The following is a 13,791-nucleotide window of genomic DNA, read 5'->3' as shown; positions in this document are numbered from 1 at the left end:
TTCGCCTGTCGTGCGCACCGGTCGGTGCCTTCGTCCGGGTACGCGCGCCCCACCGTCGGTGGCACGCGTACCCGCATGCGCCCCGGGGACGAGCGCACGCCTCGATCCTCGCCCCGGTGCCAAGGCCGGTGCCAGGGCCGAACGGCCCCCACACGGCCTCCCGGGGGCCCGAACGGTCCCGAACACCGCGCGACGGCAGCGGACTTCGCCCCGCGACGGCCGCGCGGACCCGGCGTGGGGCCGCGCCGCCCGTACCGCGACCACCCTGTCGCCCGACCCCCGCGTCCCGCAACCCCCGCGTCCCGCAACCCCCGCGTCCCGCAACCCCCGCGTCCCGCAACCCCCGCGTCCCGCAACCCCCGCGTCCCGCATACCCGTGGCCGCCCGCCGCCGCCCGCCGGCCTGCGGGACCACCGGCCCCGCCGGCAGGGCGCTGCGGCCCCTGCCGCGCACGGCCGCCGAGGACCAGGCTCGAAGTGCCAACAGGGAAGGAGCACACGATGCTTCCGTTCATCACCGCGGGTCTTGACGGCTCGGCGGAAAGCCGCGCGGCCGCCGAGTGGGCGGCCGCGGAGGCGCTGCGGCGCGGTCTGCCGCTGCGGCTGCTGCTGGCCTCGGGCCGGCACCCGGGCGCGCACGCCTACGGTCCCCACCCGGCGGACCCGGCGCTCCACCGCCACTGGGCCGAGCGCATCCCGCGCGAGGCCGCCGCCGCGCTGCGGGGCAGCCACCAAGGACTGACCGTCGTCGCCGAACAGGTGGCCGGGCCGCCGGCGCAGACGCTGCTGGAGGCGGCCGCCGACTCGGAACTGCTGGTGCTCGGCAGCCGCGCCGTGCGCCCCGTGACCGGGTACCTGATGGGTTCCGTGTCCCTCGCGGTGACGTCCCGCGCCGACCGGCCGGTGGTCCTGGTCAGGGCCGGCGGCGGCCCGGCCGGCCGGACCGTACCGGAGATCCCGGACGGTGACGTCGTCGTCGGGCTCGATCTCTCCCGCCCCGCCGAGCGGGTGCTGGAGTTCGCCTTCGACGCGGCCGCCCGCCGCACGGCGCGCCTGCGCGTCCTGCACAGCCGCAACCGGCCCTCGCTGTACGGCGAGGAGGTGGCCGCGGGGCTGGACGTCGACCTGGACGGCGAGCTGGCCGCGCAGGAGGCCGACGAGTACGCCCGCGTCGTACGGCCCTGGCAGGAGAAGTTCCCGGCCGTAACCGTCACCGGCGAGGCGGTGGTCGGCACGCCGGCCCGGCACCTGGTCGAGGCCGCGGCCACGGCCCGCCTGGTCGTCGTCGGCCGCCGCGCCCCCTCCCTGAAGATCGGCCCGCGGCTGGGCCCGGTCGCGCACGCCGTCCTCCACCACAGCACCGCGCCGGTCGCCGTCGTCCCGCACGACTGACGCCGCCCCGTCCACGGACCCCGGCCACCGGCCGGGGTCCGTGCGCGTGCCGCCCGGCCCGGACGGCCGCCGTCCGCCGGCAGGCGCACAGCAGACGGTCCCGCTCGCGCCGCCCGGGTGAGGGGCGGCGCGAGCGGGACCGTCGTGTCACAGTGCGGGCCGGCGGGCCCGCTCACGTGCCGCCCGCCCCCGCCTCGGTCGTACGCCGGGGCAGCGGAGGGTCGCCGGCCAGGTAGCCGCGCACGGCGCGGGCCAGCCTCTCCGCCTGGGAGTGCAGCACTTGGCCGGCGACGCGTTGTCCGTCGGCCGCGGCGCCGATGGCGTACACCCGCGCGTGGGCGGGGCAGCGGCGGGTCGCGGGGTCCACCGGCACCAGTCCGTGTTCGTCGCCCAGGCCCGGCGAGCGGGTCACGTACCCCGCGGGCGCCGGCGCCCCGGTGGCGACGACAAGGACGTCGTACGGGAGGGTCGTGCCGTCGCCGAGGCAGACCTCGGCGCGGTCGGTGTCGACGGTGGCCACCTCGGTGTGGCGGAAGCCGATGCCGTCGCGCAGGTGCAGGTGCTCCGGCGGGCGCAGGGTGTGCGGCCCGTACAGCCCGAGGGACGTCAGAAGCGCGGCCTCGGGGTCGCGGGTGTCGGCCCTGTCCACGACCAGGACGGACACGCCCGGGCCTGAGCAGTAGCAGTGCAGGCGGTTGGCCGCGAGGGTGCCGGCCGAGCCGCCGCCGAGGACGACGATGTGCCTGTTCATCAGGTCACTCTCCGATGGTGGTCCGGTCGCTGTCGTCGGCGGGCGCGACGGGTGCGGGGGCGGGGAGGGGGGTGCCGTAGTAGGCGGCGCGCATCAGTTCGCGCAAGGAGTCGAGCATCGGCATCCGGGGGTTGGCGGGCGCGCACTGGTCGTCGAAGGCGGCCAGCGCCTGCTGCGGGAGGGCGGCCAGGAACGCCTGCTCGTCGACGCCGGCCGCCTTGAAGGACGGTTCGATGCCGACCGCGTCCCGCAGCCGTTCGACGGCGGCGGCGTACGAGGCGACGCCCTCGGCCGGGGTGGCGGCGGGCAGGCCCAGCATGCGGGCGAGGTCCTGGAACCGCTCCGGCGCCCGGTAGCTCTCGTACTTGGGCCAGCCGGTGAGCTTGGCCGGGACGGTGCCGTTCCAGCGGATGACGTGCGGCAGCAGGACGGCGTTGGTGCGTCCGTGGGCGAGGTGGAAGGTGGCGCCCAGGGTGTGGGACATGGCGTGGACGACGCCGAGGAAGGCGTTGCCGAACGCCATGCCGGCGATGGTGGCCGCGTTGTGCACCTTCTCGCGGGCGACCGGGCTGCCCGCGCGGTCGTTCACGGCGGCTTCGAGGTGGTCGAAGATCAGCTTGACCGCGTGCCGGGCCAGGCCGTCCGTGAAGTCGCTCGCGTACACCGACACGTACGCCTCGGTGGCGTGGGTGAGGGCGTCGAAGCCGCTGTCGGCGGCGATGGCCGGCGGCAGGTCCGCGGTCAGCAGCGGGTCGACGATCGCCACGCTGGGGGTCAGCGCGTAGTCGGCGAGCGGGTACTTCCGGCCGGTCGCCGGGTCGGAGATGACGGCGAACGGGGTGACCTCCGCGCCCGTCCCCGACGTGGTCGGCACGCACACCAGGCGGGCCCGCTCGCCCAGCGGCGGGAAGCGGAAGGCGCGTTTGCGGATGTCGGAGAACTTCTGCCGCATGTCGGCGAAGTCGACGTCCGGCTGCTCGTACAGCAGCCACATCACCTTGGCGGCGTCCATCGGCGACCCGCCGCCCACCGCGATGATCGTGTCGGGCCGGAAGTCGCGCATGAGGGCGGCGCCGCGGCGTACCGCGTCGATGGCCGGTTCGGGCAGCACGTCGTCGATGATCTGGATCGTCACCGGCTCGGGGCGGCGGCGCAGCACGCGGGTGATCTTGTCGACGTAGCCGAGCCGGGTCATCGTCGCGTCGGTGACGACGGTGACGCGGTGCACGTCAGGCATGCTCGCCAGGTAGCGCACGGCCTGCGGCTCGAAGTAGACCTTCGGCGGGACCTTGAACCACTGGAGGTTGTTCTGGCGGGTGGTGACCCGCTTGATGTTCAGCAGCTGCGCGGTGGAGACGTTGTCGGACACCGAGGTGCGGCCCCACGAGCCGCAGCCCAGCGTCAGCGACGGCAGGAGGTGGTTGTAGATGCCGCCGATGGCGCCCTGGGAGGAAGGGGCGTTGACGATGACCCGCACGGTCTGCATCCGCCTGCCGTACGCCTCGGCGACGCCCGGGTCGCCGGTGTGGACGACGGCGGTGTGGCCCTGGCCGTGGAAGGCGACCATCCGCGCGGCGAGGTCGAAGCCCTGCTCGGTGGTGCCGGCCCGCAGGACGGTCAGGACCGGGCACAGCTTCTCGCGGGTCAGCGGTTCGCCGCGGCCGACGCCGCCGGCCTCGGCGAGGATGACGGAGGTGCCCTCGGGCACGGTGAACCCGGCCTGCCGGGCGATCCACTCCGGAGCGCGGCCGACCGCGGCCGGATTGACCCGGCCACCGGGGCTCCCGTCCGGGGCGGGCGGGAAGAGGTACGCCTCCAGCTTGCGCTTCTCCTCCGCGGTGGCGCGGTGGGCGTGCAACTGCCCGAACAGCGCGAGCGCCTCCTCGTACACCGCATCGTCGAGGATCACGGCCTGCTCCGAGGCGCAGATCATGCCGTTGTCGAACGACTTGGACAGCACCAGGTCGTTGACGGCCCGCCGCAGGTCGGCGCTGCGGTGCACGTACGCCGGCACGTTGCCGGCGCCGACCCCGACCGCGGGCTTCCCCGCCGAATAGGCCGCCTTGACCATGGCGTTGCCCCCTGTCGCGAGGATCATCGCGACCCCCGGGTGGCGCATCAGGGCGTCGGTGGCCGCAAGCGAGGGGCGTTCGATCCACTGCACGCAGTCGGCGGGGGCGCCGGCCGCGACGGCGGCGTCCCGCACGGTCCTGGCGGCCTCGGCGCTGCACCGCTGGGCGGCCGGGTGGAAGGCGAAGATCACCGGGTTGCGCGTCTTCAGCGCCAGCAGCGCCTTGAAGATCGTGGTGGACGTCGGGTTGGTGACCGGCGTGATCGCGGCGACCACGCCCACGGGTTCGGCGATCTCCACGACGTCGTCGATGTCGTCGCGGGAGATCACCCCCACCGTCCGCACCTTCGCCATGGTGTGCGTGACGTGTTCGCAGGCGAACATGTTCTTGGCGGCCTTGTCCTCGAAGACCCCGCGGCCGGTCTCCTCCACCGCCAGGCGGGCCAGGTCGCTGTGCCGGTCGAGCGCGGCCACCGACGCCTTCGCCACGATGTGGTCGACCTCCAGCTGGCTGAGGCCCGCGTACTCCTTCAGCGCCCGTGCGGCGCCCGCCACCAGCGGGTCGACGGCCGCCGCGGCCTCGGTGCTCTCGCTGCTCTCGGTGCTCTCGATCGTCTCGGTCACCTCGGTGGTGCCGGTCGTGTCGGTGATCCGGGTGGTGTCGGTGGCCTCGGCGGCGCGGACGGCCCCGGGGCGTGGCGCGGCGGAGCCGGTGCCGCGCGGGGTGCGAGTGGATACCGGCTGGGTCATGGCGATCCTTCGTGTGTGGGCACGCGAGTGCGTCCGCGTGCGGGGGCGCACGTCGCGTCCGGTCCGCCGAGCCGCGGCTCGGGACCGCCCCATGGCGGCTTGGGCACAACGGTGCCCGCGTCCGGCGGCCGCCCCCGAGTGCCGAACGGCCCTTGCCGCTGGGCGATGCGGCCCCGTTCGCCGGGCCGGACCGCGGCGGGCTGACGGTACGTCGGGTCCGCGCGGGCTGACCCCGGGCGGACGGCCGGCGGGGAAGGGACGGCGGCCGGGCCTGTTCGCCCCGAGACCGGGGCCGTTGGGCCCTGGGCGGCAACGCGGCCCGCGGGACAGCCTGTTGGACGGCGGGCGCCCTTCTTCCGCCGAACGCCCCCCGCGTGCGGCCGGACTCGTCCGTACGCCGCCACGATCCGAGGAGTCCCGCCATGCGCACCCTGGTCCACATCACCGCCGACGCCCTGCCCGACCGCGACGGCGAGCAGCTGGACATGCTGGCCGCGTCGCTGGCCGGCCTGGTCGGGGCCGGGCACGGGATCGCCGTCACGTACGCCGGTCCCGCCGGCGACGCCGCGCGGGCCGGCTCCGGGCTGGTACGGGCGCTGTCCGACGTGCTGCCCGGCCGGGGCGTCGTCGCCCTCCTGACGCACACCGAGGTACGCGCCCACGACCCGGCGCTGCGCCGGCCCGCCGAGCCGCCCGACGCCGGTGCGGCCGACGGCGGTGCCGGTGGCGAGGGTTACGGTCCTCCGGCCGCGCCGCGGCCGCACGCCGTGCTGGAGGCCCCGGCCGTACGGGACCTGCTGGTCGGCGGCACCGTGCCGGTCTGCGCCGGGGGCGGCGGCGTCCCCGTGATCCGCGAGCCGGGCACGGGACGGCTGCGGACGGTACCCCGGGCCGTGGACCCGGAACGCACGGCCGTCCTGCTGGCGGAGTACCTGGACGTGGACACCCTGCTGTTCCTGACCGGAGCCACGCACGTGTTCGCCCCGCGCGCGCACGGCCGCGCCCGTCCGCTGCTGCGCGTGACCCCCGAGGAACTGTCCGCCCTGCGGCTGCCCGGGGACGCGGGGGCGCCGGCCCGGGCCGCGGCCGACTACGTGTCGCGTACCGGCGGCACGGCCGGTGTCGGCCCGGCGGACAACGCGCTCGGCATCGTCCGCGGCACCACCGGCACCCTCGTCCGCCGGGCCCCGCTGGCCCGTCCGGTCCGAACGGCCCGTCCGGCGGCCCGGATCCCCGGCCGCGACCCGGCGTGAAACACCCGAGCGCGCAAAGCACCGAGGGCAACCGAAGGCAGCCGAAGGCAACAGAGGCATCAGAAGCATCGCAAGGCATCGCAAGGCATCAGAAGGCAGAGGAAGCCATGACCACGCAGTTGATGACCATGACCAAGCGGCTGGACGCCGTGTCCGACGAGGAGCGCGGCAAGCTCATGGCGCTGGCCCGGGCGGTCGAGTTCCCGGCCGGAGCGAGGATCTTCGAGGAACGGGGGAAGGCGGACCGCTTCTGGCTGCTGCGCGAGGGAGAGGTGCGCCTGGAACTGCGGGTGCCCGGCAGCGCCGCCGCGGTGACCGAGACGGTCGGGCAGGGCTCGCTGCTCGGCTGGTCCTGGATGTTCCCGCCGCGCCGCTGGCACATGTCGGCCAAGGCGCTCACGCCGGTGCGCGCATGGGAGTTCGACGCGCTGGAGGTGCGCCGCCTGTGCGAGCAGGACCCCCGCTTCGGCTACGTCTTCACGCTCGCCTGCGCCGAGGTCATCGGCCACCGCCTGGAGCGCGCCCGTACCCGCCTGCTGGACCTCTACGGGCCCTACGGCAGCGGCCTGACCCCCTGAGCGCGCCCGATCCGCCGCCGGCACAACCCCGCGCGGGCCGGCGGCACCCGGCCGCGTCAATGCCGCGCGGAGACCGGCCCGGCGCCCGGGCCCCCGGCCGGCCCCGCGACCGGACAGCCCCCCCGGACGGGTCTACCCCGCCTGTGGCGGGAAGCCGAAACAAAGCCTACGAATACGACACTTTGGAGGTCGTGATGTCCGACGCTCTCGCCGAGGCGCCCGCCGTTCTCTCCGATGAGGAGATCGGGGTGCTGGACGCGCACTGGCGGGCCGCGAACTACCTCGCGGTGGGCCAGATCTACCTGCTGGAGGGGAATCCGCTGCTGGCCGAGCCGTTGCGTGCGGAGCACGTCAAGCCGCGGCTGCTGGGGCACTGGGGCACCTCGCCGGGACTGAACCTCGTGTACACGCACCTGAACCGGGTGATCAGGGCCCGCGGCCTGGACGCGATGTGCGTGTGGGGTCCGGGCCACGGGGGACCCGCGGTACTGGCCAACTCCTGGCTGGAGGGCACGTACACGGGCACCTACCCCGACATCACCCGGGACGCGGCCGGTATGGGCCGGCTGTTCCGCCAGTTCTCCTTCCCCGGCGGGGTCCCCTCCCACGTGGCCCCCGAGACGCCCGGTTCGATCCACGAGGGCGGGGAGCTGGGCTACGCCCTCTCCCACGCCTACGGTGCCGCCTTCGACAACCCCGGCCTCGTGGTGGCGTGCGTGATCGGTGACGGGGAGGCCGAGACCGGCCCCCTGGCCGCCTCCTGGCACTCCAACAAGTTCCTCGACCCGGTCCACGACGGGGCGGTGCTGCCGATCCTGCACCTGAACGGCTACAAGATCGCCAACCCCACCGTGCTGGCCCGCCTGCCCGAGAGCGAGCTGGACGAGCTCCTGCGCGGCTACGGGCACGACCCGATCCACGTCACCGGTGACGACCCGCGCGAGGTGCACAAGGCGATGGCCGCCGCCATGGACACCGCGCTGGACCGCATCGCCGCTTTCCAGCGCGCCGCCCGTGAGCGGGGCGCCACCGAGCGGCCGCGCTGGCCGGTGATCGTACTGCGCACCCCCAAGGGCTGGACCGGTCCCGCCGAGGTGGACGGCCTGCCGGTGGAGGGCACCTGGCGCGCCCACCAGGTCCCCCTGTCCGAGGTGCGCACGAACCCCGAGCACCTGCGGCAGCTGGAGGAGTGGCTGCGCTCCTACCGTCCCGAGGAACTCTTCGACGCCGACGGCCGCCCGCGCGAGCACGTCCTGGCCTGCGTACCCGAAGGCGAGCGCCGCCTGGGCGCCAACCCCCGCACCAACGGCGGCCTGCTGCTGCGCGACCTTCCCGTACCGCCCCTGGAGCGTTTCGCCGTGGCCGTGGACAAGCCAGGCGGCGGCGTGCACGAACCCACCCGTGTCCTGGGCGAGTTCCTTGAGCAGGTCGTGGCCGACACCGCCGGGCGCCGCGACTTCCGCATCGTGGGCCCGGACGAGACGGCCTCCAACCGCCTGCAGGCCGTCTACGGCGCCACCGGCAAGGTCTGGCAGGCCGCCACGCTGCCGGTCGACGAACACCTCGACGCCCACGGCCGGGTCATGGAGATCCTTTCGGAGCACACCTGCCAGGGCTGGCTCGAGGGCTACCTGCTCACCGGCCGGCACGGCCTGTTCTCCTGCTACGAGGCCTTCGCGCACATCGTGGACTCCATGGTCAACCAGCACATCAAATGGCTGCGCAGCACCCGCGCCCTGCCCTGGCGCCGCCCCATCGCCTCACTGAACTACCTGCTCACCTCACACGTGTGGCGCCAGGACCACAACGGCTTCTCCCACCAGGATCCCGGCTTCATCGACCACATCCTCAACAAGTCCCCCGAAGCGGTGCGGGTCTACCTGCCGCCGGACACCAACACCTTGCTGTCGGTGGCCGAACACGTCCTGGAGTCCAGGAACTACGTCAACGTCATCGTCGCCGGCAAACAGCCCAGCTTCGACTGGCTCCCCCTGGAGACCGCCCGCGCCCACTGCGCCCGTGGCGCCGGCATCTGGGAGTGGGCCGGCACCGAGGACCGGCTGCGGGAACCCGACGTCGTGCTGGCCTGCGCCGGCGACGTCCCCACCCTGGAGACGCTGGCCGCCGCCCAGCTCCTGCGCCGGCACCTGCCCGACCTGCGGGTACGGGTGGTCAACGTGGTCGACCTGGCGCGCCTGCTGCCCAGCGAGGAACACCCCCACGGCATGACGGGACCGGAGTACGACGCCCTGTTCACCCCCAACAAACCCGTCGTGTTCGCCTACCACGGCTACCCCTGGCTCATCCACCGCCTGACCTACCGCCGCACCGGCCACTCGCACCTCCACGTGCGCGGCTACAAGGAGATCGGCACGACCACCACACCCTTCGACATGGTCCTGCGCAACGACCTCGACCGCTACCGCCTCGTCATGGACGTCATTGACCGCGTCCCCGGCCTGGCCGTCATCGCCGCCCCCGTACGGCAGTTGATGGAGGATGCCCGCCTGCGCCACCACGCCTGGATCCGCGAACACGGCACCGACATGCCGGAAGTCGCCGACTGGGCCTGGGAAGGGTGATCCTCCCGTTCTCCACGACGCTCATCGAGGCCCGCCGGACCCCCGGCGGGCCTCCGCCGTCCCCGGTGTGCCGCCGCGCCGCCCCCACCGGCCGCCCCAACCGGCCGCCGCGGCAGGGACGTTCGGCCCCGCGGGCCGGGCCCTCGGCCCCCAGCGGCGACCGGCCCCCGCGCGGGACAGTGAAGCCGTGGACGAAAGCCCCGCACCACCGTCCCGCCGTCCACCCACCCGAACCACCGGATGAAGGAGACCGTCATGGCCGTGCACCAGGAATCCCGCAGGACCGTCCACATGATGCAGGTGCCGGCCTCGGAGGCCGCGCAGACCGCGCCCCGGCACGGCGCCGTCATGACCCCGCTCGCCGCGCGCGCCGCCGCGGTCGTGCGGATCGCCACCGGCTTCGTCTTCCTGTGGGCGTTCTTCGACAAGACCTTCGGCTGGCACTACGCCACCGCGTCCGGCAGGGGCTGGGTCGACGGCGGTTCGCCCACCAAGGGCTTCCTGTCCGGTGTCCAGGCCGGCCCGCTGCAGTCCTTCTTCCACGACATCGCGGGCAGGGGCTGGACCGACTGGCTGTTCATGCTCGGCCTGCTCGGCATCGGCGCCGCGCTGGTCAGCGGTGTCGCCCTGCGCGTGACCGCCGTCGCGGGCAGCGCGCTGATGGCCCTGATGTGGGCCGCCGAATGGCCGCTCGCCCAGCACCTGTCCACCGGGGCGCCGAGCATGTCGTCCAACCCGCTGGTCGACTACCACGTCCTGTACGCCCTGGCCATGGTCCTGTTCGCCGTCTCGTACGCCGGCAACACCTGGGGCCTGGGCCGGATCTGGGCGAGGCTCCCCCTCGTCCGCGACAACCGCTGGCTGCTGTAGCACCGCGGCGGCGGCCCGCCGCCGCCACCGGTCGTGCGCGTCGTGCGCGGTGTCCACCCGGACACCGCGCACGACGCGTTCGACGGTTCACCGCGCCCGGTGACCCGGGCGACGGACGCCACGTCTCCCCCGGGCCGGACGTCGCGCCGCCGCCGGAACACCGGTCACGTCACGGCGATCGGACATTAGTACGACGGGTGAATGTGACGGGAGCCGGATGCGGCGGCGGCCGCGCGCCGGAAGACTGCTGGGCGGCGATCCGAGTGGAACCCGCGCCGGGGCGTCCCTGGGGGGCCCGCCGCACACGGAGCGGGGCGGTTCGCCGTGGGCCGGGGGCGGGGCCGGTCGGGACCGTCCGGTGGGGTGGGGGAGGCGCGTATGGCGGTCGAGGAAACGGGCGGCACCGGTGTCCGGTCGTCGGTCCCGGCCCGTCCGGGCCGCCCGCCCGGTGCGGCGGCGGACCGGCCGGCGAGGAGCGTGCCGCGCCATGTGGCGTGCGTGATGGACGGCAACGGCCGGTGGGCGGCGCGGCGCTCGCTGCCGCGCACGTCGGGCCACCTGGCGGCGGAGACGACGGTGATCGACGTCATCGAGGCCGCCCGCACGGCGGGGGTGGAGTGGCTGAGCCTGTACGCGTTCTCCACCGAGAACTGGCGGCGCCCGAGCGACGAGATCGACTTCCTGATGCGGCTGGTGCGCCGCGTGGTACGCAAACACGCCCCGCTGCTGCACGCACGGGGCATCCGCTGCCGCTTCCTGGGCGTGGCGGACCCGCGGATCCCGGCCCCGCTGGCCCGCGACTTCACCGACCTGATGACGCTGACCGGCTCGAACCGGGGCATGACGCTGACCATCGCCTTCGACCACGGCGGACGCCGGGACATCGTCGAGGCGGCCCGGTCCCTCATCCGCAGCGGCGTGCCGGCCGACGCCGTCGACGAGTGGCACTTCGCCGCCCACCTGCCCTTTCCCGACACCCCCGACGTGGACCTGGTCATCCGGACGTCCGGGGAGCAGCGCATCTCCAACTTCATGCTCTGGCAGGTGGCCTACGCGGAATGGGTCTTCCCGCCGGTGCTCTGGCCCGACTTCCGCGCGCCGCACTTCGTCGAGTGCCTGCGCGCCTACCGGCAGCGCGAGCGCCGCTTCGGCGGCGTGACGCCGTACGCGAACGGAGAACCCCACCCATGACCGACGCAGGCAGCAGCGGCCGGACCGGGCCCACCCGCCCGGACACCGACGACCCCGAGGGCGCACCGCCACCGCCGGACCCCGGCACGGGGCAGGGGTCCCCGTTCGGTCCCGACAGCCCGCTGCACCGGTTCTTCAACGATCCGCGCTGGGCCCTGGCCATGGTCAGGGCCACGGTGCTGGAGGCCGCCCACCCGCAGATCGGCGCGGCCCTGATCGACAACTCGACATTCGTGGCGCATCCGTGGCGGCGGCTGCGCAACACCCTGGTGAGCCTGCAGCGTATGTTCGGCGCCGACGACCGCGTCCGGCAGAAGGAGGCGGCGCGCCTGAACCGGCTGCACTCCCGGCTGAGGGGCACCGACGCACGCAGCCGGCCGTACGACGCCATGGACCCCGACGTGCGCGCATGGGTGGTCGCGACGCTCTTCGAGAGCTCCGTCACCATGTGCAGGCTGAGCGGGCAGCCGCTCGACCCGACCGCCATGGAGGAGCTCTACGCCGGATACCAGGCGTACCTCGCCGCCCTGGGGGACCTGCCCGGGCACCTGCCGCCCACGCTCCAGGAGTTCTGGCCGTACTTCGACCGCGTGGTCGAGGAGGAGCTGGAGAACACCGAGGCGATGCGCGTCATCCTCTACAAGCTCTTCGACCACCTCCCGGCGCCGCCCCTGCTGAGCGGCCTGCCGACCGTGTGGGCGGCGGGCCGGGCGCTGGCCGGCCCCGTCATCGGCACGATCACGGTGGCGTCCCTGCCCGAACCGTTCCGGCGGCGGGTGGGACTGCCCGAGGTCCCGGGCGCCCGGACGCTGATGCACAGCGCCTACATGGCCGTCGGCCTGGCCCGCTTCCTGCCCGAGGGCGGACTCGGCACCGAGACCCTCGCCGACCTGCTCTACCTGTCGCCGGACAGTGACGATCCGCGCGCCGCCGCGCTCAGCGCGCTGCGCGACCGCGTGAAGCAGGCCGGCGCGCTCCTCAGGCTGGTCACGCCCTTCCCCGAGCGCGATCCCGCACCCGGCGCCGGACCGTACCGCGACGCCGCCGAGTTCTTCGCCGCGGTGCTGGACCAGACCGGGGACGGCCACCTCGACTGGCCCGACCTCGCCGCCATGGCCCGCGAGCTGTCCACCCGTCTCGACCTGGACGAGCCGGCGGAGACCAGGCTCTACGACGCCTTCGCGCAGTGGTGGCGGGAACTGCAGTCGGCCCTCGACACCGACGGGGACGGCCGCGTCAGCCAGGAGGAGTACGCCGCCGCCGTGCCCTCCCTCGCCGGTCCCGCGCTCATCAGGGTCGCCGAGGTGCTCTTCGACGTCACCGACGCCGACGGCAACCAGGTCATCGACGCGCAGGAGTACCGGGCCCTGTTCCGCACCGGCTTCCGCCGTACGGTGACCGGCGCCGACCCGAGCTACTCCCGCAGCGCCTTCGTGAAGGACTTCCTCGCCTTCATGTCGGGCCGCCGGCGCTCGACGCCGTACGACCCGCTGCTCGCCCAGGCGTAGCGGGACCGCGGGCGCGGCCGCCCTCGCGACGGTGCCGGTGGTGCCCGGAAGGCTTGACGCCGACCGGGCACCACCGGGCCGCCGTGCTCAGCGGGGAAGCCGCCGCGGCCTCGTGAGCGGCCCCTGCGCCGGGGGAACCGGTGTCACGCGCTGGCGCATGTGAGGGTGGGTGTGCTCGGGGTGCCGTTGGCGAGGAACCCGAAGGTGGTGGAGCCTCCTGCGGCCAGGGAGCCGTTGTAGGAGGCGTTGGTGACCGTCGCGGTCGATCCGCTGGTGGTCAGCGTGCCGTTCCACACCTGGGTGATCGTCTGCCCGCCGGCCAGGGTCCACTTGACGGTCCAGCCGCTGATCGCGGCGCTGCCGGCCGTCACCGTGACCTGGCCCTGGAAGCCGCCGGACCAGGAGTTGGTGGTGGAGTACGTGGCCGAGCACGCGCCGTTGCCGGTGCCACCCGTCGTCGTACCCCCGGTGGTGGTGCCGCCGGTGGTCGTTCCGCCGGTGGTGGTGCCGCCGGTGGTCGTACCGCCCGTCGTCGTACCCCCGGTGGTGGTCCCGCCCGTGGTGGTGCCGCCGGTCGTGGTGCCGCCCGTGGTGGTCCCGCCCGTGGTCACGTCGCCGCTGGCGACGCGGTACATGACGGTGCCGTGGGCGGGCACCGAGGCGCTGATGGTGCCGGAGGTGGTGGACGTGGCGCCGGACCACAGGTCGGTGAGGGTGTAGCTGGAGGCGCCGGTCTTGCCGATCGCGCCCGCGGTGGTGGAGATCGTGGCCGTCGAGCCGGTCTCGTTGAACAGCGCCACCGACACGTCACCGCCTGCCAGCGGCTTGGCCAGCACGTCCAGGCCG

At 74.4% G+C, this 13,791-nt stretch carries 10 protein-coding genes; 7 read left to right on the top strand and 3 right to left on the bottom strand.

Going from position 1 to position 13,791, the window contains the following annotated elements:
* Positions 1-500: 500 nt before the first annotated feature.
* Positions 501-1,391, top strand: coding sequence for a universal stress protein (locus K7G61_RS35065; RefSeq protein ID WP_225851207.1), 891 nt, complete (start codon positions 501-503; stop codon positions 1,389-1,391).
* A gap of 172 nt (positions 1,392-1,563) precedes the next feature.
* Here the strand turns inward: K7G61_RS35065 and K7G61_RS35060 are convergent, their stop codons facing one another.
* Complete coding sequence (locus K7G61_RS35060) at positions 1,564-2,142, bottom strand: FAD-dependent oxidoreductase (protein WP_225851206.1); 579 nt, start codon at positions 2,140-2,142, stop codon at positions 1,564-1,566.
* Positions 2,143-2,146: 4 nt separating this feature from the next.
* Positions 2,147-4,963, bottom strand: coding sequence for a bifunctional acetaldehyde-CoA/alcohol dehydrogenase (adhE, locus tag K7G61_RS35055; protein ID WP_225851205.1), 2,817 nt, complete (start codon positions 4,961-4,963; stop codon positions 2,147-2,149).
* A gap of 422 nt (positions 4,964-5,385) precedes the next feature.
* On the opposite strand from adhE, the gene K7G61_RS35050 reads away from it, so the two are divergent.
* From K7G61_RS35050 to K7G61_RS35025, 6 genes are all read left to right on the top strand, one after another.
* The gene (locus K7G61_RS35050; protein ID WP_225851204.1) at positions 5,386-6,216 is read left to right on the top strand and encodes a carbamate kinase; all 831 of its coding nucleotides are present in this window, start codon (positions 5,386-5,388) and stop codon (positions 6,214-6,216) included.
* Positions 6,217-6,323: 107 nt separating this feature from the next.
* Positions 6,324-6,794 (top strand): cyclic nucleotide-binding domain-containing protein, encoded by a 471-nt coding sequence (locus K7G61_RS35045; protein WP_225851203.1) that lies wholly within the window; start codon positions 6,324-6,326, stop codon positions 6,792-6,794.
* Between the two features lie 194 nt (positions 6,795-6,988).
* Positions 6,989-9,376 (top strand): phosphoketolase, encoded by a 2,388-nt coding sequence (locus K7G61_RS35040; protein ID WP_225851202.1) that lies wholly within the window; start codon positions 6,989-6,991, stop codon positions 9,374-9,376.
* Positions 9,377-9,631: 255 nt separating this feature from the next.
* Positions 9,632-10,246, top strand: a complete 615-nt coding sequence (locus tag K7G61_RS35035; protein ID WP_225851201.1) for a hypothetical protein — start codon at positions 9,632-9,634, stop codon at positions 10,244-10,246.
* 378 nt (positions 10,247-10,624) lie between these two features.
* Positions 10,625-11,437, top strand: a complete 813-nt coding sequence (uppS, locus tag K7G61_RS35030; protein WP_225851200.1) for a polyprenyl diphosphate synthase — start codon at positions 10,625-10,627, stop codon at positions 11,435-11,437.
* Positions 11,434-12,945 (top strand): oxygenase MpaB family protein, encoded by a 1,512-nt coding sequence (locus K7G61_RS35025; protein ID WP_225851199.1) that lies wholly within the window; start codon positions 11,434-11,436, stop codon positions 12,943-12,945. The genes uppS and K7G61_RS35025 overlap by 4 nt, the downstream gene beginning before the upstream one ends.
* Positions 12,946-13,088: 143 nt before the next feature.
* Here the strand turns inward: K7G61_RS35025 and K7G61_RS35020 are convergent.
* Positions 13,089-13,791: cellulose binding domain-containing protein (locus tag K7G61_RS35020; protein ID WP_225851198.1), on the bottom strand; the 703-nt coding region annotated here is incomplete at its 5' end.

The sequence above is a fragment of the Streptomyces sp. HPF1205 genome, from assembly GCF_020400825.1.
Taxonomy (GTDB): Bacteria; Actinomycetota; Actinomycetes; order Streptomycetales; family Streptomycetaceae; genus Actinacidiphila.
This window is presented reverse-complemented; position numbering and strand designations above follow the sequence as displayed.

Excerpts from the sequence above, each read along its gene's own strand:
- uppS (WP_225851200.1), top strand. The coding sequence starts at position 10,625 with ATGGCGGTCGAGGAAACGGGCGGCACCGGTGTCCGGTCGTCGGTCCCG.
- K7G61_RS35040 (WP_225851202.1), top strand. The coding sequence starts at position 6,989 with ATGTCCGACGCTCTCGCCGAGGCGCCCGCCGTTCTCTCCGATGAGGAG.
- K7G61_RS35045 (WP_225851203.1), top strand. The coding sequence starts at position 6,324 with ATGACCACGCAGTTGATGACCATGACCAAGCGGCTGGACGCCGTGTCC.
- K7G61_RS35025 (WP_225851199.1), top strand. The coding sequence starts at position 11,434 with ATGACCGACGCAGGCAGCAGCGGCCGGACCGGGCCCACCCGCCCGGAC.
- K7G61_RS35060 (WP_225851206.1), bottom strand. The coding sequence starts at position 2,142 with ATGAACAGGCACATCGTCGTCCTCGGCGGCGGCTCGGCCGGCACCCTC.
- K7G61_RS35065 (WP_225851207.1), top strand. The coding sequence starts at position 501 with ATGCTTCCGTTCATCACCGCGGGTCTTGACGGCTCGGCGGAAAGCCGC.
- K7G61_RS35035 (WP_225851201.1), top strand. The coding sequence starts at position 9,632 with ATGGCCGTGCACCAGGAATCCCGCAGGACCGTCCACATGATGCAGGTG.
- K7G61_RS35050 (WP_225851204.1), top strand. The coding sequence starts at position 5,386 with ATGCGCACCCTGGTCCACATCACCGCCGACGCCCTGCCCGACCGCGAC.
- adhE (WP_225851205.1), bottom strand. The coding sequence starts at position 4,963 with ATGACCCAGCCGGTATCCACTCGCACCCCGCGCGGCACCGGCTCCGCC.